The sequence below is a fragment of the Vibrio gigantis genome, from assembly GCF_024347515.1.
GTDB classification, from domain to species: Bacteria; Pseudomonadota; Gammaproteobacteria; order Enterobacterales; family Vibrionaceae; genus Vibrio; species Vibrio gigantis.
Genome location: NZ_AP025493.1, coordinates 1,182,930 through 1,202,308 on the forward strand (window position 1 = coordinate 1,182,930; position 19,379 = coordinate 1,202,308).

Annotated in this window: 13 protein-coding genes; 7 read left to right on the top strand and 6 right to left on the bottom strand. The window is 46.1% G+C overall.

All coding sequences use genetic code 11. From position 1 onward, the window contains the following. Positions 1-20 precede the first annotated feature (20 nt). From OCV56_RS21380 to OCV56_RS21395, 4 genes are all read right to left on the bottom strand, one after another. On the bottom strand, positions 21-1,028 hold the full coding sequence (locus tag OCV56_RS21380) for a LacI family DNA-binding transcriptional regulator (protein WP_086714543.1): 1,008 nt from the start codon (positions 1,026-1,028) through the stop codon (positions 21-23). Positions 1,029-1,603: 575 nt separating this feature from the next. Next, positions 1,604-2,926, bottom strand: coding sequence for a carbohydrate porin (locus tag OCV56_RS21385; RefSeq protein ID WP_086714544.1), 1,323 nt, complete (start codon positions 2,924-2,926; stop codon positions 1,604-1,606). A gap of 361 nt (positions 2,927-3,287) precedes the next feature. Next, entirely contained in the window at positions 3,288-5,342 is a 2,055-nt protein-coding gene (locus OCV56_RS21390; protein WP_086714545.1) for a prolyl oligopeptidase family serine peptidase, read from the bottom strand. An 11-nt stretch (positions 5,343-5,353) separates the two neighbouring features. Further along, positions 5,354-6,271, bottom strand: a complete 918-nt coding sequence (locus tag OCV56_RS21395) for a LysR family transcriptional regulator (RefSeq protein WP_086714546.1) — start codon at positions 6,269-6,271, stop codon at positions 5,354-5,356. A gap of 233 nt (positions 6,272-6,504) precedes the next feature. On the opposite strand from OCV56_RS21395, the gene OCV56_RS21400 reads away from it, so the two are divergent. The 3 genes from OCV56_RS21400 to OCV56_RS21410 all read left to right on the top strand — a co-directional run bounded on the left by OCV56_RS21400 (position 6,505) and on the right by OCV56_RS21410 (position 12,899). Next, entirely contained in the window at positions 6,505-8,199 is a 1,695-nt protein-coding gene (locus tag OCV56_RS21400) for an L-lactate permease (protein WP_086714547.1), read from the top strand. Positions 8,200-8,448: 249 nt separating this feature from the next. Then, complete coding sequence (gene lldD, locus OCV56_RS21405; RefSeq protein ID WP_050620158.1) at positions 8,449-9,588, top strand: FMN-dependent L-lactate dehydrogenase LldD; 1,140 nt, start codon at positions 8,449-8,451, stop codon at positions 9,586-9,588. Between the two features lie 455 nt (positions 9,589-10,043). After that, positions 10,044-12,899 (top strand): FAD-binding and (Fe-S)-binding domain-containing protein, encoded by a 2,856-nt coding sequence (locus OCV56_RS21410; RefSeq protein WP_086714548.1) that lies wholly within the window; start codon positions 10,044-10,046, stop codon positions 12,897-12,899. Positions 12,900-13,048: 149 nt separating this feature from the next. Here the strand turns inward: OCV56_RS21410 and OCV56_RS21415 are convergent, their stop codons facing one another. Continuing rightward, positions 13,049-13,291: a hypothetical protein gene (locus OCV56_RS21415; protein WP_086714549.1), complete on the bottom strand. Its 243-nt coding sequence runs from the start codon at positions 13,289-13,291 to the stop codon at positions 13,049-13,051. Positions 13,292-13,315: 24 nt separating this feature from the next. Continuing rightward, positions 13,316-14,185: an AraC family transcriptional regulator gene (locus OCV56_RS21420; protein WP_086714550.1), complete on the bottom strand. Its 870-nt coding sequence runs from the start codon at positions 14,183-14,185 to the stop codon at positions 13,316-13,318. 115 nt (positions 14,186-14,300) lie between these two features. Between OCV56_RS21420 and OCV56_RS21425 the strand changes: the two genes are divergently transcribed. The 4 genes from OCV56_RS21425 (at position 14,301) to OCV56_RS21440 (ending at position 18,948) form a co-directional block, all read left to right on the top strand. Next, positions 14,301-15,449, top strand: coding sequence for an aminotransferase-like domain-containing protein (locus tag OCV56_RS21425; protein ID WP_086714551.1), 1,149 nt, complete (start codon positions 14,301-14,303; stop codon positions 15,447-15,449). A gap of 107 nt (positions 15,450-15,556) precedes the next feature. Then, positions 15,557-15,892, top strand: a complete 336-nt coding sequence (locus OCV56_RS21430) for a 5-carboxymethyl-2-hydroxymuconate Delta-isomerase (protein ID WP_086714552.1) — start codon at positions 15,557-15,559, stop codon at positions 15,890-15,892. A 164-nt stretch (positions 15,893-16,056) separates the two neighbouring features. Next, the gene (locus OCV56_RS21435) at positions 16,057-16,968 is read left to right on the top strand and encodes a LysR family transcriptional regulator (protein WP_086714553.1); all 912 of its coding nucleotides are present in this window, start codon (positions 16,057-16,059) and stop codon (positions 16,966-16,968) included. A gap of 105 nt (positions 16,969-17,073) precedes the next feature. After that, positions 17,074-18,948, top strand: a complete 1,875-nt coding sequence (locus tag OCV56_RS21440; RefSeq protein WP_086714554.1) for an alkyl sulfatase dimerization domain-containing protein — start codon at positions 17,074-17,076, stop codon at positions 18,946-18,948. The last annotated feature ends 431 nt before the right edge of the window (positions 18,949-19,379 follow it).

Genomic DNA, 19,379 nt, shown 5'->3' on the forward strand with positions numbered 1-19,379 from the left:
GTTCTATCCTTAATTATTTTTTATAGGGTAACTAGTAAATCCGATACCGAGTTTCTAGTGACCAGAGTCGGCAACAATTTAAAATTCACGTCATGTTTAATCTTGTTTAGCTTTTGCAGAGTGAGCTGCACTGCTTCAATGCTCATCTCTTCAATTGGGAAATTAATGGTGGTCAAACTAGGGGTCAGATACCGCGCGAAAATAGTGTTATCAAAGCCCACAAGAGAAACGTCTTTCGGTACAGATAAACCTTCCTTATGCAGCACTTCGAATGCACCAAATGCCATGTGATCGTTCGAAGCAAAGACCGCCGTAAATCGACACTGACGGTTAATCAGCTTCTTCATTGCGCTGATTCCAGTCTCTTCAGTGAATCCGGCTTCCGAAACGAGTGCTTCATCGTATGGCACACCTGCTTGTTCCAGCGCCTTTCGATACCCCTGCAAACGCCCCCGTGCATCTGCTTTATCTAATGGGCCGGTAATACACGCGATCTCTGTGTGTCCCTTTTGCAATAAATATTGAGTAGCGAGTAGCCCCCCGACTTCGTTATCAATATCAATGCAACTCATCGCCATTTCTGGGATGAAGCGGTTAATTAAAACCACAGGGGTCCCCTGTTCTTCCAATTCAATTAAATAGTCATCACTTAGCTGCTGTGTATGAAGAATCAAAGCATCAACTCGACGCCCCAATAGAAACTCCACCGACTCACGTTGTCCTTGCTCAGTGTTCGAGCCCGCCGTGACAACAGCGTGATAACCAAAGCGGCGCAGGTTCTCTTCTATACAATGCAAAATGCCTGAATAAAATGAACCACCCAGTTCAGGAACAACAACACCCACACTGCCAGTGCGACTTGACGCCAAAGCCTGAGCGATAGAGTTCGGGCGATAACCCAATTCTTTGATCGCTTTTTCTACCTTCAACTTCTTGTCATGACTGACCCTACTGGTGCCATTAATCACTCTAGACACTGTCGCTTGAGACACACCTGCATGCTCTGATACGTGTTTAATTGTTGCCACTCGAACCTCGATACTTCATTGGTTTGTAACCGCTTACAAAACGATTATTCAAGAAATGAGCATCAGTAGAAGTGAGTGTCATCACACTACATCTGGAATAGAAAAGGGAGGATCGGCAAATCTTGAAAGCGCTTACAAAAAGTCATATAGCCATGAAACCGTTTCATGGAATCGCATCACGTACTCTCGACGTTTTTGTTAACACCGTTTAGCTGGGTAAGGTTTGAATCCATATAAATCAGCATTTGACATAGCATCCGCACTGAAAATGAGTCGCTGAAAGGTATTACTCATCAACATTAGAACTGTGAAAATCACACTGAAAAGTCAGGTGAAGAAAGAATAGTGACAACGCGTTAAGGCTTGATGACGCAACCTGATAACGGAGAAGTGAAAACCAGCGAAATGAGCCGAATAACGACAGACTCAATCATTCAACGATAGGGAAATTCAAACGAAAAAAAGGGCACATTGAATGTGCCCCAAAAGAGTTAAGAGTTTTGAATATTGTCCTATAAATCTGCCTTTAGGACATAAAATGGACAGCAGTTCCTACTAAGTTATCGCTCGTTTGATTACCACCACGCTTCAAACATTGCGCCGACGGTAACCGTGTCTGCTTTAGTGCGTTCAGTCATGTTCTTCGTTTCGACATCACCCACTGTTGAGTAGAAACGAACCATAGGACGACTACCCGGCATTCCACCTAAAGATACGTTTTGAGAAAGCGTGACTTTCCAACCATTTTTCTCGCCACCATCATCGTAATCTTCCGTCGCGTAACCTGCTTCTAACCACGTAGAGTGCACGTCATCCCATTGGTATTGAGGACGAACAATACCTGCGTATTCGCTGCGGTCTAAATTGCGGCCAGTGTCCGTATCGACCACATCATCACCAGAGAGATCTTTGTACGAAACTAAATAATCAATAATGAACTGAGAGGTCACCTCGTAGTTACCTTCGATACTCGCATAAAACACGTTCTTATCACCGGCAAGGTCAAATACCGAGTCATCAGCACCATCTGCGTACTTCATTACCAACTTATTAGACTCACCCAAGCCTAACGTTGCACCGACTTGCCATGCAGTTTCATCACTCACACTTGGGTCACCGATTGCGTTGTCTTTGTCAGCTTCATCGGAGGCAAAACCGTAGTTTGCGTATAGGTCTAGTTGGCCAATACCAGCATTAATTGTGTGAAGTTTCGATGTAATCGCGTAGCGGCCATTATCATTACCTAACGCACCATCGTCAGTATCAACTTGGCCAACGAATGCCATATCGAACATTGCAGTATCACCTAGGTTGAGATTATTAAAACCAGCGCCTTGGCCATCATGAGACATCCAGAAGTAATCGTTCAAACCTTGTTGCGGACGTTGATGGAAATCACGGCCACCCCAAATATAAAGATCAGGCTGGCTTTCAAAAATATTGGTCACACCCGCGTACATTTTTTTCAGGTTTACACCACCAGCAGAACCCCATTGATCGTAGTTCCAATCATCAACCATGAATACCAAGTCCCACTTAGCACCACTATCAGCTTGGAAAATTTTAGCTAACTGAACTTCACCACCGTTATTCTCGTTACCTAAACGACCTAGAGAACGACCAGAACTACCTACCTCAACGTAACGGTTGTCGCCGCTTGAGTAGTGAGCGCCGTAACGAGCATAACCAGAGAAGATAATTCCATCAGTAACAGGTGTTTCTGGCGTTAGTACCGCTTGTTGCTGATCATCCACATAATCGATATCAACAACCTTAGACTCGAGTTCTTGGATTCGTTTTTCCAGAGCTTCAATATCCGTTTCGGCAGCAAAAGAAGAGAGTGAAGCAAGCGAAGCCGCCACTGCGACCGTTATTGGCAAAAGCTTAAATTTTTGCATTGTAATTCCCTATTATTTTTTTGAGTTTTCATCGAACAGGGAAATATTAAGCAATGAAAGCGTTGAAAAATTAGTTGCTGTTCACACCGATAAATGAGCGCTATAGCCATGAAACTTTTAGAATCAAAACCACAAAAATCAATCCTTAGCATTCAGATAGATAGAATAAATTCCGTACAAAAATCACGCTTGAAATCGCTTTCATTTCATGGGTATTGTTGGGGTCTATCACGGAAACCAGACCTGAAAAACACGACAGTTCATGGACGGTTTTGATGTGTTTTCATATATATGAAAAACCTCAAAATCTGCGCTAGATTTTGAGGTTTTATTGGAAGGATAATGTCTAAACTTGGGAAAATTAGCTCAACGTTTCAATGCCCATATTAAACAAGGTAAAGGCATAGATATCGGCAGTTAAATCGATCGCTTTGCTGAGTGGCATTCCGGCGCCATGCCCAGCATTAACATCAATACGAATCATCACAGGCACACCACCTTCATGCTTGTCTTGCAGCTCAGCGATGAACTTATAAGAGTGGGCAGGTACCACACGGTCATCATGGTCAGCCGTCGTGACCAACGTTGCTGGATAGTCGACACCACGAACCACATTATGAACAGGAGAATAACCAAGCAGATATTCGAACATCTCTTTGCTTTGCGCGGAGGTGCCGTAGTCGTACGCCCAGCCTTCGCCAGACGTGAAGGTGTGATAACGCAGCATGTCTAGCACCCCAACCGCAGGCAGGGCCACTTGGAATAGCTCTGGCCTTTGAGTCATACAGGCACCCACCAGCAGCCCACCATTAGAACCACCACGAATCGCCAACTTGTCGCTGCTGGTGTAGTTTTCTGCGATTAAGAACTCTGCAGCGGCGATGAAATCATCAAACACATTCTGCTTTTGCTGCTGAGTACCGGCTTTGTGCCACGCCTTACCGTACTCACCACCACCTCGCAGGTTTGGCACAGCATACACGCCCCCCAGTTCCAGCCAACTTCCCACCGTACCCGAGTAAGAGGGTGTTAGGCTGACGTTGAAACCACCATAGGCGTACAACATGGTTGGGTTATTAGCGTCCAGTTTTAATCCCTTCTTATAAGAGATAAGCATCGGAACCTGAGTACCATCTTTCGAGGTATAGAAGACCTGTTTAGATTCAAACTTATCCGATTCAAACGGAGACTCAGAGCGCTGATAGATTTCCGAGCGGCCAGATTCAACATCAAAAGAGAAAATTGTTGGCGGCGTAACATAGTTGGTAAAGGTGTAATAAAGCTGAGTTTGCTCTTTTTTACCACCCAAGCCACTGACCGTTCCCAGCCCAGGCATGTGGAGCTCTCGAACTAAGTTACCTTGGTAATCAAGCTGATCAATTTTAGACACCACATCCACCATGTAGTGGGCAAACAAGTATCCGCCGCCAGTACTGATGTCTAATGGCTGTGGCTTTTCTGAGATGATATCTCGCCACTGCTCAGTGCCGCTATCAAAGCTCACAACCTTGCCGTTCGGCGCATCAAGATTGGTGTATAGAATAAAGATCTCATCTTGGTTATCGATGAGATACGTGTCGCTATCTACATGATCAATCAGTGTGTTCAAGGACTGCTCTGATGATTTTAAGTCGATATAGAACAGTCGGTTACCTGATGTCGATTCTTTGCCGAGGATTATCAAGTATCGATCGTCTTCAGTGGTGTAGCCGGACACATAGCGGTGCTGCTCATCGTTATTTTCGCCAAAGATCACCTTGTCGCTGGCTTGCTCTGTACCTAATTCATGGAAGTACAGCTTGTGTTGCTCAGTGCGAGCAGAAAGCTCACTGCCATCTGGTTTGTCGTAGCTGGAATAATAGAAGCCGCGATTGCCTAACCAAGAGATGCCCGTAAATTTGGCGTCGGTGATTTCCGTTTCGAGCTGTTGTTTGGTCTCGGTATCAATCACGAAGATCTTGCGCCAGTCGCTACCGCCTTCAGAAATGCTGTACGCCACCAAGCTGTAGTCTTTTGAGAACGAAACAGAGCCCAATGATGTGGTGCCATCTTCCGAGAAGGTATTCGGGTCTAGGAATACTTCAACCGACTGCCCCTCTTTCTGACGATAGAGAATACTGTGGTTCTGCAAGCCATCATTCTTGTAGAAGTAGGTGTAATCGCCTCGAACAAACGGCTGAGAGCTCTTTTTGTAGTCTTGCGCATTTGCTAAACGCTCTCGCAGTTCTGCGCGGTAGGGAATTTGAGCGAGGTAATCAAACGTGACTGCATTTTGGCTCGCTACCCACTGCGCGGTTTCGTCACTTCTGTCGTCTTCTAGCCAGCGATAAGGGTCTTCGATTATCTGACCGAAGTAGTCATCGCTGACGATCTGTTTGTTGGTGACTGGATATTGATACTCTTTTAAATAGCTCATCGTGATCCTTATTAAAAATAGTGTGAAATCGTCAGGTAACGCGTTCTGATGTGTTCAATCAATAACTTAATCTTGTTGGGCGGCTGACGAGTAAAAGGGTACACCGCATAAATACCCAGCTTCTTGCCCACTAAGTCAGGGAATATATCCACCAGCTGACCGTTGCGAATATCGTGATAAACCAGACAACGCGGCACATACGCCACACCATGCCCGCCTAATGCGGCCTTTCTTAGCGCAGTCGCGTTGTCAGTCGAAAAAGAGCCCGAAACACGCACGATGTATTTGTCGTTGTCGGTACAACCGTCTTTGCTATGCAGAAACTGCCACTCACTAGCGCCTGTGGTTTGATAAGCGTATTGCAAGCAGTTGTGCTCAACTAAGTCTTTGGGCTGCAGTGGTTTGCCATTCTTGGCGATATACGAGGGCGAGGCACACACCACCCATTGAGAATCCAATATGTGTCGCGCAATCAAGCTGGAATCTTCTAAGTAACCGGTACGAATCACCAAGTCCAAACCATCTTCAACCAAATCAACAAATCGATTGTTAAGAGACATATCGACCGTTAAACCTGGGTGCATATTACAAAACTCGGCAACAGCGTCTGCGAGAATCAGATCTCCGGAGATAGTAGGCACCGACATTTTGATATGACCACTAACATTTTCACCAAAGCCTGAAACTGCGTCCATAGCCTCTTGAGCCGCCTGCTTCACATTTTTGGCTCCGTGCAAGATTGCCTTGCCCGCCTCGGTCAGGGTCAATTTACGCGTCGTTCGATATAATAGCTGCACGCCAATCTCTTCCTCTAGGCGCGCAATTCTTTTGCTAACTACCGAATTTGTAAGGTTATTTTGCTCTGCCACCTTACTAAAACTTCCTAGTTCTACTACCTGTGAAAACAGGATCAAATCATCTGCTCGCATCCGATTATGCCAATTTTGGAATTAATTATTTTCATTATTTCCCTATATCAATAAAAAATAAAGGGGTAAATTCACGCCAAATTAACAAAACAATTACAAAAGAGTCATTCCAATTACAAGAGTCGCGCAAAGAAGGTTCCCGTTTAGAGGCCAAAGCGATTCAAATAATGACAAACCATAACGTGATCTTTACTTCAAACATGAACGTTTGAAAACAGTACGAGGAAGTACCCATGAGTGAAACTCTACTAGCTCTATTGGCCTTTTCACCAATAGTTGTTGCAGCGATTCTGCTGGTCGGCCTGAACTGGCCTGCGAAAAAAGCGATGCCAGTGGCATTTGCATTAACCGTTGCAATTGCCCTATTTGCTTGGGATATGTCTGGCACTCGCGTGTTGGCCTCTGTATTCCAAGGTTTCGGGATTACCGTGTCGGTTCTCTGGATTGTGTTCGGCGCTATCTTCTTATTAAACACTTTGAAGCACACCGGAGCTATCACCACCATCCGCAACGGCTTCACAGATATATCCGCGGACCGTCGTGTTCAGGCGATCATTATCGCCTGGTGTTTCGGTTCATTCATTGAGGGCGCATCTGGCTTCGGCACACCTGCAGCTATTGCAGCACCGCTACTGGTTGCAATCGGCTTCCCTGCGCTTGCTGCGGTACTGATGGGCATGATGATCCAATCTACGCCGGTATCATTCGGCGCGGTTGGTACGCCTATCATCGTCGGTGTGAACAAAGGTTTGGACACGCACAATATCGGTGAAAGCCTGATTGCTCACGGTTCGACTTGGGACGCTTACCTGCAACAAATCACCTCAAGTGTGGCACTGATTCATGCTTCTGTTGGTGTGATGATGCCGGTACTAATGGCGATGATGCTGACTCGCTTCTTCGGTAAGAACAAAAGCTGGACTGAAGGTTTAGATATCCTACCTTTCGCGCTATTCGCAGGTGCTGCATTCACTATCCCTTATGCATTAACCGGTGTTTTCCTAGGCCCTGAGTTTCCATCACTGATCGGTGGTTTAGTTGGCCTAGCGATTGTGGTAACTGCAGCGAAACGTGGCTTCCTAGTTCCAAAATCAAAATGGGACTTTGAATCTGAAGACAAGTGGCCTGCAGAATGGCTAGGTTCTCTGAAGATCGACCTTGACGACAACAACCATAGCCAAAAGAAAATGAGCATGGCGATGGCATGGGCACCTTACGTGCTGCTAGCTGTGACTTTGGTTGCGAGCCGAGTAAGCCCTGAGTTCAAAGGTCTATTGAAAAGCGTTAGCTTATCGTTCAGCAACATCCTTGGTGAAACCGGTGTGAGCACTGCGATTCAACCTTTGTATCTACCTGGTGGCATCTTAGTCTTCGTCGCGCTAGTTGCGGTTCTAATGCAATCTCGCAGCGCAGCGCCACTGGCTAAAGCTTTTGGTGAATCAAGTAAAACACTGATTGGTGCAGGTTTCGTACTGGTGTTCACCATCCCTATGGTACGTATCTTCATTAACTCTGGTGTTAACGCCGCTGATTTAGCAAGTATGCCAGTAACAACAGCAAACTTTGCCGCTGACCTAGTGGGCAGCGCATTCCCAGCGTTGAGCGCAACGGTTGGTGCATTAGGTGCTTTCATTGCAGGTTCGAACACAGTATCAAACATGATGTTCAGCCAATTCCAATTCGAAGTTGCACAAACTCTGACTATCTCTAGTGCGGTAGTCGTTGCTCTACAAGCTGTAGGTGCAGCAGCAGGTAACATGATTGCGATTCACAACGTGGTAGCTGCATCGGCAACGGTAGGTTTACTAGGACGCGAAGGGGCAACGCTACGTAAAACGATTATCCCAACGTTCTACTACTTGGTGATGACAGGCATCATCGGCCTAGTGGTTATCTACGGATTCAAAATGACAGACGCACTTATGTAAACCATAAGTCGTTACAAAAGCACTTGGCGTTAATACCCAATTCCCCGACTGCAACACCGTCTAATAAGACCGTTGATGAGTTTCGGAATGGATACTAAAACACATCAACACCCTCGGGTATTAACGCCATTTTATTGCTTCTCTGTTTCACCGTTTAAGAAAGAACAAACACTTACTTTTCAAGAATTAAAGCAGCCCAAACCAAGCTCTCATAGAAGGGCAACATCCCAAGAATTTAGGACTGAAATTATGATCATATCCGCATCGACTGATTACCGCGCGGCAGCAAAATCGAAATTGCCACCGTTTCTTTTCCACTACATTGATGGTGGTTCTTACGGAGAACATACCCTTCGCCGCAACACCGCCGATCTTGCAGAGATCGCGCTCAAGCAGCGTGTACTCAATGACATGTCGGACCTAAATTTAGAAACCGAGTTATTCGGCGAAAAGCTTGCGATGCCGATTGCATTGGCTCCGGTTGGTTTAACGGGCATGTACGCACGACGTGGCGAAGTACAAGCCGCAAAAGCAGCGGACAACAAAGGCATTCCTTTTACGATGTCGACTGTATCGGTATGCCCGATTGAAGAAGTCGCGCCTAAGATTGAACGCCCAATGTGGTTCCAGCTTTATGTGTTAAAAGATCGCGGCTTCATGAAGAACGTTCTTGAGCGCGCAAAAGCCGCAGGTGTGACAACACTGGTCTTCACCGTTGATATGCCAGTACCCGGAGCACGTTACCGTGATATGCATTCCGGAATGAGTGGTCCAAACGCAGCAATGCGCCGTGTATTCCAATCGATGCGTCATCCTAGCTGGGCTGTTGATGTTGGCTTGCTGGGTAAACCGCACGATCTGGGCAACATCTCTACTTACCGAGGTTCTCCAACCAAACTGGAAGACTACATCGGTTGGTTGGGCGACAACTTCGACCCATCGATCTCATGGAAAGACCTAGAGTGGATCCGTGATTTCTGGGACGGCCCTATGGTCATCAAAGGCATTCTTGACGAAGAAGATGCAAAAGACGCGGTGAGATTTGGTGCTGACGGTATCGTGGTTTCAAACCACGGCGGTCGTCAGCTCGATGGTGTTCTATCGAGTGCTAAAGCCTTGCCTGCGATCGCAGACGCAGTAAAAGGCGACACCAAGATTCTGGTCGATTCTGGTATTCGTACTGGCTTAGATGTAGTACGCATGATGGCGATGGGTGCGGACTGTACTTTGCTTGGTCGCTCATTCGTCTACGCGTTAGCGGCACAAGGGCAAGCAGGCGTTGAAAACCTACTTGATCTTTACGACAAAGAGATGCGCGTTGCCATGACGCTCACTGGCGCTAAGACAATCAAAGACTTAACTCGTGAATCTTTGGTGGGGCTAGATTAAGCCTCACCGTTTTAGCTATAGATTCAGACTAATGCTTTGGTCTACTTAGACTGAAGTTCAATCGGTGTCACAGCAATTCCACAGCCGTTGTGACACCGTTTAAGCACTGGAAAATAATATAAAAACTAGGGCGTGTTGATCTTTCGAGCTGATTTTTGCAGTGAGTTGCTGGGTATTTATACAAGGCAGAGGCGTCGATGTGTAGCTAGCCTACATGAGAAGCCGATAACGTAGTAGAAATGGCCAGCAAACGCTGCCCGAAGGGTTCGAGCTGGGCGCCCCCGCAAAAAGCGTTTTACTCTTTGTTGAGGGGGACTTGCTTAGAGTGACTAGGCTACTTCCCCCTCGCCGCGATTAAAATGCTTTTGACTAGGCGTCCCCATTCGAACAAAATTTAACCACGAAAGGTCAACACGCCCTAATCAGTGCCAAATAAAAAGCACAAGGAAGCAAAAATGGAGACAACCACATCCCATGAGCGAGTAGTAGACGCACAAGCTTATCAGCAGCTTGAATCAATACTGGTTCAAAAAATAGAAACAGAACGCATTGTCACTCAAGAGGCAAAGCGCTTGGCTTACGGCACCGATGCGAGTTTTTATCGCTTGGTGCCGAAAATGGTTCTAAGGCTCAAGAACTTAGACGAAGTGATATTCACCATTCAAAGCTGTCGCGAACTCGGCATTCATTTTACCTTTCGCGCCGCTGGCACCAGCCTTTCAGGACAAGCCGTTTCAGACTCGGTACTCATCACACTCACCGATGACTGGCGTGGCCACGAGATCGTAGACAACGGTAATCAAATCATCCTTCAACCGGGTGTAATTGGCGCTGATGCAAACAAATACCTCGCTCCTTTCCAACGTAAAATCGGCCCAGACCCAGCCTCTATCAATACCTGTAAAATCGGTGGTATCGCAGCCAATAACGCCAGTGGCATGTGTTGCGGTACTGCGCAAAACTCGTATCGCACCGTCGAGAGCATGAAAATCGTATTGAGCGATGGTTCCCTACTTGATACGGCTGACAACGCAAGTGTTGAAGCTTTCAAGCAATCACACAAAGAACTGTTTGAAGGCATTGTCGAATTACATCAACAGACAGCTTCAAACCAAGAACTCGCAGACAGAATACGCCACAAGTACCGCCTAAAAAACACCACTGGCTACGCACTCAATGCACTGGTCGATTACCACGACCCAATTGAAATCATCAAACACCTAATGATTGGTTCTGAGGGCACGCTAGGCTTCATCGCCGAGATCACTTACAACACTGTGATTGAACACCCGAATAAAGCTTCTGCTCTGCTGGTGTTTGCCGACATCGAGCAAGCTAGTAAAGCCGTGACTACGCTGTCCAAAACTCCGGTTGCAGCCGTTGAGTTGATGGACGGCAGAGCGCTGCGTTCTGTCGCGGATAAGCCGGGCATGCCTGCATTTATGCCGAGCCTAGATCTAGAAGCTGCAGCTATTTTGGTTGAATCACACGCCAGCTCCCAGCAGGACTTAGATTTACAATGTAAATCAATTTTGGATGCCTTGGCTGATTACACGATTGTAGAATCGGTTCCTTTCACGTCCGATCCAAAGACCGTCGCGACGCTATGGGGTATCCGAAAAGGCATGTTCCCTGCCGTTGGAGCAGTGCGTGAAGTCGGTACTACCGTCATCATTGAAGATGTTGCTTTCCCAGTAGAGAACCTTGCAAATGGCATTCGAGAGCTGCAAGAGCTGTTCGATAAATACGACTACAGTGAAGCGATCATTTTTGGTCACGCCCTAGAAGGCAACCTACACTTTGTGTTTACCCAAGGCTTTGATAGCCAAGAAGAGATCGACCGTTACGGTGGTTTCATGGATGACGTTGCCGAGCTTGTCGCCGTGAAATATCAAGGCTCTCTGAAAGCGGAACACGGCACTGGCCGCAACATGGCACCTTACGTAGAGTTGGAATGGGGCAAAGATGGCTACACCTTGATGCAACAGATCAAAGCGCTGTTCGATCCAGAAAAGCTGCTCAACCCTGGCGTTATCATCAACGACAATCCAAACTCTCACATCACAGACTTAAAGCCAATGCCCGCTGCCGACGACCTTGTCGACCGCTGTATTGAATGTGGGTTCTGTGAGCCTGTCTGCCCATCTCGTACATTAACCCTTTCGCCACGCCAGCGTATTGTGCTGTACCGCGAGCTACAACGCCGCCGCGCTGCGGGTGAAGAGATCGAAGCCAGTGAACTAGAGAAAACCTTCGAATACCAAGGCATTGATACCTGTGCAGCAACGGGCTTGTGTGCTGAGCGTTGCCCGGTTGGCATTAATACTGGCGACTTGGTGAAGAAGCTTCGTATCGCTAAGTATCAGAAATTCACACCAATCGCTAAGTGGACAGCGGATCATTTCTCGACGACTACTAAGCTGACCAAAGCAGGCCTCAAAACCAACCAAATCGCGAGCAAAGTACTAGGCGCAAACACGGTCGGTAAGCTTACCAATGGCTTACGCTCAATGACCAAAGGCGCGACACCCGTTTGGATACCAGAGATGCCGCAATCCAACAGTCATGCACTGACCTCCTCCCCAATGACCGCAGAAAATTCAAGCAATCATAAAAAGGTGGTTTACCTGCCTTCGTGTGCTAGCCGAACCATGGGACAACAAAGTGATGCGGGCGACCAACGCCCACTGACCGAAGTGACCATGTCTTTGCTCAACAAAGCTGGATTCGAGGTAATCCTGCCGAAGAAGCTAGATGACCAATGCTGTGGCATGCCTTACGACAGCAAAGGAATGACCGACCTAGCTCAATCGAAAGCACAACAACTCGAAGAAGTCTTATGGCAAGCCAGTCGTCAGGGTGAATACCCGGTACTGATGGACACCAGCCCGTGCGCCAAGCGCAGCATTGAACAATTTACCAAGCCATTAGAAGTGCTAGAGCCAACAGGGTTTGTGAATCAATATTTGCTTGAACACCTGAAACTTAAGCCACTGCAAGAAACCGTGATGTTGCATGTCACCTGTAGTTCTCGTCGTATGGGCTTAGAGGGCGCGATGTTGAGCCTTGCTAAAGCGTGTACCGAAGAAGTTATAGTTCCAGAGCATATTCAATGTTGTGGCTGGGCGGGTGATAAAGGCTTTACCACGCCAGAGCTGAATGAGGCGGCAGTGCATCCACTCAAGGAACAAGTTCCGAGCAACTGTACTCGCGGATTCAGCAACAGCCGAACCTGTGAGATCGGTTTATCGCACCACAGCGGCATTCCATATCAGTCAATCTTGTACTTGGTTGACGAAGTGGCGCAATAGCCCCAATTTCACTACTTAAGGGGTCGAGCAAATAGCTTAAACCTAAAACGAAAAATGGCAGCCCAATCAGGCTGCCATTTCTTTATTCGGTTATTTGACGGATGTTACTGAGCTAGATATTACGAAGCTAGTGATTACAGAGCTAACGGCTAGACAGCTAAGCGCATCAACTCTTCTGCCGAGTAGTGCTCTGCTTCTGCGCCTTTGACGATTAAGTCGATCACTTGAAACTCACTCATATCACCGAACTCTTTAACTAAGTAATCACGAAACGCTTTCTCGTTCGGCCACTTACCTCTCACGATATAGCCATCTTCTTTGTCAAAATCTTCTGTTTCAAAAAAAGAGAAATCGGTCATGCCGATATTGTGACAATACAAAACGAGATACATAATTTTTCCTCAAAAATGGGGTTACTAATAAAAACTCACTGGCAGATAGAAATCAAGCTCAAACACTTCATCACTATTGAGAAAATGGTTCCGATGATAATGCACATACGCGGGAGTCGAGCGCTGTTTGAAACCAGAGGCCGGTAACCATTTTTCTAATACCATACTGATCTGTGGTAGCAACTCACCGTAGCGGCCATTAAGTCGAAACACAGCATGCAAACCGCCGGGAATCACCATCTGATTGACGACACTTCGATACTTAATCGGTTCATCAATCGCGATGCACGCTACATAGCGACACTGATCCATTTCGACCCAAGCGGGATTGGAGTGATGCAAGCCAAATTGACTCGAAAAATCACGCTGTTCAGAGTTCGCCCACGCTTTCAATATCAACCACGCATTACGAATAGATCGGTTATAGCCAGTATGTCGAACATAGGCTGCCATTCGATCTGACACTTCAACAATCTTAGGTTCCGGCAATTCCCGCTGCGCGACATTTTGATAGCCCGCCGCCACTTCGGGATCTTTCAGGTAAGGTTTTTCTGCAACCTGTAAATCATGCTTGCGCCACTCTCCGGGTGACATGTTAAAGGTTGCCTTGAACGCTCGGCTAAACGAAGACACAGAACTAAAACCACACTTACTGGCAATCTCTACCACCGACGAGCTGGTATCGAACATCAATTGATTAGCTGCATACTCCATTCGAGTGCGTCGAATGTACTGATGCAATGACTCCCCAACCACACTCTTAAAAGTGCGATGAAAGTGTTGCTCAGAATACGCAGCGATCTCAGAGAGCGCTTTTGCCGACAAAGGCTGGCTGATGTCTTGGTGAATATGGAACAAAACATCATTGATTCGGGATATATGTTGACGCGACATCGTTTAAATAGCATAAATGGACATGTTTAAGAGCATAAACGGACACGCCAGTTTTTACAATTGCCGTGTAATATCAAGCAATAGAATAAAAACGATAAACGACGAGACACAACACATGGAAATCGCACAGTCATTACAACAGATTCAATCTTCATACATTCGAGAGATCCTCGCAGCCGCAAGCGATCCAAATGTTATTTCGTTGGCCGGTGGTTTACCCGATGCGAAAACATTCCCTATCGATTTAATGAAGCCTACGCTAGAAAACCTAGCGAACATGCCTGAAGTTTTCCAATACGGTTCGACCGCAGGTTATGGCCCGTTGCTTGATCACCTAACACAAAGCTATCAATTGCCAGAATCTCACACGGCCATGATCTGTACAGGTTCTCAGCAAGGTTTGGATTTGATTGCTCGTGCCTATGTTGACCCGGGTGATGTAGTTGTGATGGAAGCGCCAAGCTATCTAGGTGCGATGCAGGTGTTTGGCTTAGTTCAAGCAAACATTGCAACCGTGTCTCAAACAGAATTTGGCCCGAACCTAGATGAACTGGAAACGTGCTTTGCAGAACAAGCGCCAAAAATGTTCTATGCCGTGCCAGATTTCCACAACCCAACAGGTGTATGCTGGGCAACAGAAACTCGTCAAAAAGTGGCTGAGCTGTGTATCAAATACAACGTGGCCTTCATTGAAGATGCGCCTTACCGTGAGCTACGTTTCACTGGTACTGAACTGCCGTTGGTTTCTTCGTTCTGCCCTGATAACTCTATCGTTCTTCGTTCATTCTCTAAGATTGCATCGCCAGGTCTACGTATTGGCGCGGTAACAGGTAAACGCAGCTACCTTGAGCCACTGATCAAAGTGAAGCAAGGCGCGGATTTACACTCAAGTGTACCAATGCAAGCGCTGCTTGTCGGTCTTCTAAAACATGAAGATTTCAACCTGCATATGGAAAACATTCGCACACTGTACAAGTCTCGTTATGAAGTGCTGTTTTCAGAACTAGAAAAACAACTGCCTACTGACTGTGTATTAAAATCCGTAGATGGCGGGATGTTCATTTGGGTTGAAATTCCAGAGTGCGACACCTTCGAACTGGCTAAAACTCTACTTTCGAATGGTGTAGCGGTTGTACCAAGCCCAGTTTTCTATCCAAAGGCCGACGAAGCCAAAGCCGCCCTACGCTTAAACTTCACCAACGCCAATCCAGAAGAACTAACCGAAGCGGTGAAACGCTTAGCGACTGTGCTTAACGAACGTTAATCACAGTAAGCGCCGCTTACTTATAATTGTTATCTTAAGGCCAGTGTTGTTACTCAGCTCTGGCCTTTATTACAAACCGCCTCCAACATTCTCACAAGGAAGCCACTTTGCCTCATTGTATTATCGAGCACTCACAAACTATTGATGCCCAACACCTCAATCAAAGCGTTTTTCTTGGTGCGATGGAGTCTCAATTATTTTCGCCAACGGGAGAAGACATCAAGGTGCGCAGCCTTGCTTACCAACACTATCAAACAGGCGAGGAAAAAGAGGACTTCGTTCATGTCTCAGTACGTATTTTATCAGGTCGTCAGGAGAGTGATAAAGTTAGGCTGTCAGAGTCCATTTTAAATCAATTACTTACCCTGTCATTATCGAGTGCTTCACTCACCGTCGAGATCATTGATATCGATCGAGCGAGCTATTCAAAAGTATTAGTTTGAGTATTATTGTTCGAATAATTTAGGTGCCTCTATTCGCGCGTTGCTCAAAGTCATGGCAGCCGCATATCAAATATCCCATCATTACTTTTGATAAGATTTACTTTCGATTTATTAATTAAACTGCTAAGTGTTACTTAACAGTTAGCTTTTAGAGATCGAAAGACATGGATCTAAACCTATTAAAAACATTCGATGCTGTGATGAAAGCCCGTAGCGTCAATATTGCAGCAGAAGCATTGGGAATTTCAGCACCAGCCGTTAGTCAGTCACTCAACCGATTAAGAGATCAGTACAAAGATCCCTTGTTCGTACGAGAAGGTAGAGGCATCTCCCCAACCAACTTTGCAGTCGAACTCCATGCGGAAGTTCAAGAGCCTTTAAGCCTGTTAATTAACGGCGCTAAATCACGACAGCATTTTAATGCTCAAACAAGTCGACGTACTTTCAGAATCTCCAGCCACAAAGACATTGATATCTTAGTGTTCCCTTGCCTAACCAAATACCGAGAGCAGCACGCCCCAAACACAACCATACAAGCCGATATTGAACATATCGACGAACAAGCTCGACAAGCTGATTTAAGGCAAAGAAAGGTAGACGTGATCTTATCAACTGTTCCTCTGGAAGAGCATGGCTATCACAACCTGAAGCTGTTTGAAGAAGAACTTATCGTCGCACTGAGCATCGATCACCCACGTATACAAGGCAGTATCTCCGTTGAACAATTTTTCTTTGAGCATCATATTTTGTGGGAAACGCAAAGAATGGATAACTACACGCTCAACTCCGTTGCTTGTGAGCGACTTCCACCAAGAAAAGTGGCCTACAAAACGGGCTCTGGACTAACAGGTTTAATACTTGCTCAAAGTACTGACTGGCTGTGCGTTAATGCTCGTTCGTTAGCAGACAAAGTAACCAAGACCGGTAAATATCAGATTTTTAACTTGCCCTTTCAGGCTGAGTCCGTCCCTATTTACATGACTTGGCACCACTCTCAGAACAATGACACAGGCCATAAATGGCTAAGAGATGCACTACAAGCTTCCATCGAGCGCCGTCAATTAAGCAAAAGTTAATTGATGTTTAAGTTTTACCCTATCGATTGATTAACTGCCAACTCTTAATATCTCTCTCATCGACGGGCCGAATGGTCGAGTCCGCAAATTTAGAGAGATTCAGACATGAAAGCTTCTAGTTTTTTAACCCAATCTATATGCATTGCCCTCCTCACAACCACGGCTAGTTCAGCGTTCGCGATGGACCAAAATTTAGTCCGCAGTTCAGACCCAACGTTCTTTACTAATGACTCTGTACAAAGCCACTTAGCAAAAGTGGTGTGGGAAGACGCTGAACACAACAAAGCGTTTACCGAAAGTTCCGAATACATGCCAGTCGCTATGACTGAGTTTGCAAAGCAGATGGCGCCAAAGATTCAAGAAATTTCTCCAGGGAAACTGTACTCGATTTCAGGTTTTCAACTGGCCTCTACGCTTGTTGCTGTGGGAGATGATGGTCTTATTATTGTAGACCCAGGCGAAAATGATACTGCTGCTAAAGAGTCAATGGATGCATTCAGCCAGTTCTCAAAACTTCCGGTAAAAGCCGTAATTTATACCCACCGCCACCCAGACCATGCCTTTGGTGCCGCTGGTTGGGGCGTAACAGAAGAGCAAGTTAAATCAGGCGAAGTAAAAATCATCGCATCCGATAACTTTATCCCTAACTTAGTAAACGATGTTGGTGTGACAGGAAAAATCCTGACTCAACGAACGGCTTACGCGAGTGTTTACCTACCAGGAGGAGAAAAAGGTCGCCCAGCTCATTTCGGATTAGGTCCAACGTTCACAGCTGGCCCCGTATCTTTCTTCATGCCAAATGTATTAGTCAGCAATGACGAACCATTGAAAATCAACGTGTCGGGTATCGATATGGAAATTTTTGGTGCTTACGGCGATGCTGGAGATGACGAAATCGATATCTACTTCCCGCAATATAAACACGTACACGGCAGCGAAACGATTCAAGGTGAAACATTCCCGAACTTGTACACGCTTCGTGGTACCAAATATCGTGACGTTCAGCAATGGTATCAAGGTATCGACAAGTTATCAGAATACGCAGAAAAATCGAACACCTACAGTGGGTCTCACATGAGAGCGTGGGTTGGCCACGACTTTATCAACCAACGCATAACCAACTATCGCGATGCGATTCAATTTGTTCACGACCAAGCAATCTACAATATCAATCGCGGTATTAAGCGTGATGAACTCGCAGAAAAAGTGATACTGCCAGAGAATCTCGCCAACGACCCATGGTTAGGCGAATATTATGGAACCGTTGCGCATTCAGTTCGCAACATTTACAACGGCTACCTCGGTTGGTGGGATGGCGATGCAACGAAACTCGCTCGCCCCGGCGTAAAGGAAATGGCTCAAGACTATATTGATGCTATGGGTGGTGAAGATAAGGTTGTGGAGATTGCTCGCGATGCCTATGCGGAGAAAAACTACGGCTGGGCAGCTGAAGTGCTTACTCATGTAAATAATGCCGATCCTGACAACATGGAAGCTCGTGACTTAAAAGCACAAGCACTTCGTGAATGGGGATATGCTCAAACCAACATCTACTGGAGAGGTTATGCAATTTCTAACGCAGCAGAACTCGACGGCACATTAGATCGCTCTGTCGCTTGGGACTTTGCTAATCCAGCCATCGTTAAGGTTCTACCAACAACCAAAGTCCTAGAAACAGAACGTGTAAACCTCAATGCAGAACGTGCAAAAGGAAAAGAATTATCTATCAACATCAACGTATCTGATACCGGAGAAGTAGCTAACTACACGGTACGTAACGAAATTGCCGTCTTCTCTCTACAGCAAGATCCGAACGCAGATGCAACGTTGAGCGGTAAAAAATTAGAAGTGCTGGGTTACTTCAATTCAGGTGACGTAAGTAACGCAACCATCAAAGGCGACAGTAAATCTGTAGATACGTTCTTCAGCTTGTTTGACCATAACAAAGCGAATGACATCAACCTAGTTTTACCTAATTAACTGCCACATTAACATTATTAATCGATAGACAAAGCGGCTCCTGTGGGAGCCGCTTTTTTTAGCGCTAAATAAACCTTCACGAGAAAAGAAACATGAAAACACTGCCAATAATGAGTTGGCTCAACTGTTGAACTTGATGAACTCAGAAGATACGAAAAACATAATTAATGGGTTGCGAGCACTGAGACTGAGTGCCTTTCGTAAAAACGCGACTCACAATAATGCCAGAATACAGGTCGAAGAGTGCACGCCCTTGTATCCCACAGAGATTGATTCACAGCTCCAAGATACCTTTACAGATGAGTAAAATATCCCGCAGCACCACATTCCTCTATCTACCAACATCGACCAAAAGTGGTGGTTGGCACGCTCGGGAGAATACGGGGTGGGCGAAATTGTCGGAAGCAAGTTCGACTTCTATGGTATGCCTG

What these genes read in the sequence shown, in the direction of transcription:
- OCV56_RS21425 (WP_086714551.1), top strand. Translation starts at nt 14,301, where the DNA reads ATGGAAATCGCACAGTCATTACAACAGATTCAATCTTCATACATTCGA.
- OCV56_RS21440 (WP_086714554.1), top strand. Translation starts at nt 17,074, where the DNA reads ATGAAAGCTTCTAGTTTTTTAACCCAATCTATATGCATTGCCCTCCTC.
- OCV56_RS21400 (WP_086714547.1), top strand. Translation starts at nt 6,505, where the DNA reads ATGAGTGAAACTCTACTAGCTCTATTGGCCTTTTCACCAATAGTTGTT.
- OCV56_RS21415 (WP_086714549.1), bottom strand. Translation starts at nt 13,291, where the DNA reads ATGTATCTCGTTTTGTATTGTCACAATATCGGCATGACCGATTTCTCT.
- OCV56_RS21435 (WP_086714553.1), top strand. Translation starts at nt 16,057, where the DNA reads ATGGATCTAAACCTATTAAAAACATTCGATGCTGTGATGAAAGCCCGT.
- OCV56_RS21395 (WP_086714546.1), bottom strand. Translation starts at nt 6,271, where the DNA reads ATGCGAGCAGATGATTTGATCCTGTTTTCACAGGTAGTAGAACTAGGA.
- OCV56_RS21385 (WP_086714544.1), bottom strand. Translation starts at nt 2,926, where the DNA reads ATGCAAAAATTTAAGCTTTTGCCAATAACGGTCGCAGTGGCGGCTTCG.
- OCV56_RS21390 (WP_086714545.1), bottom strand. Translation starts at nt 5,342, where the DNA reads ATGAGCTATTTAAAAGAGTATCAATATCCAGTCACCAACAAACAGATC.
- OCV56_RS21420 (WP_086714550.1), bottom strand. Translation starts at nt 14,185, where the DNA reads ATGTCGCGTCAACATATATCCCGAATCAATGATGTTTTGTTCCATATT.
- OCV56_RS21410 (WP_086714548.1), top strand. Translation starts at nt 10,044, where the DNA reads ATGGAGACAACCACATCCCATGAGCGAGTAGTAGACGCACAAGCTTAT.
- lldD (WP_050620158.1), top strand. Translation starts at nt 8,449, where the DNA reads ATGATCATATCCGCATCGACTGATTACCGCGCGGCAGCAAAATCGAAA.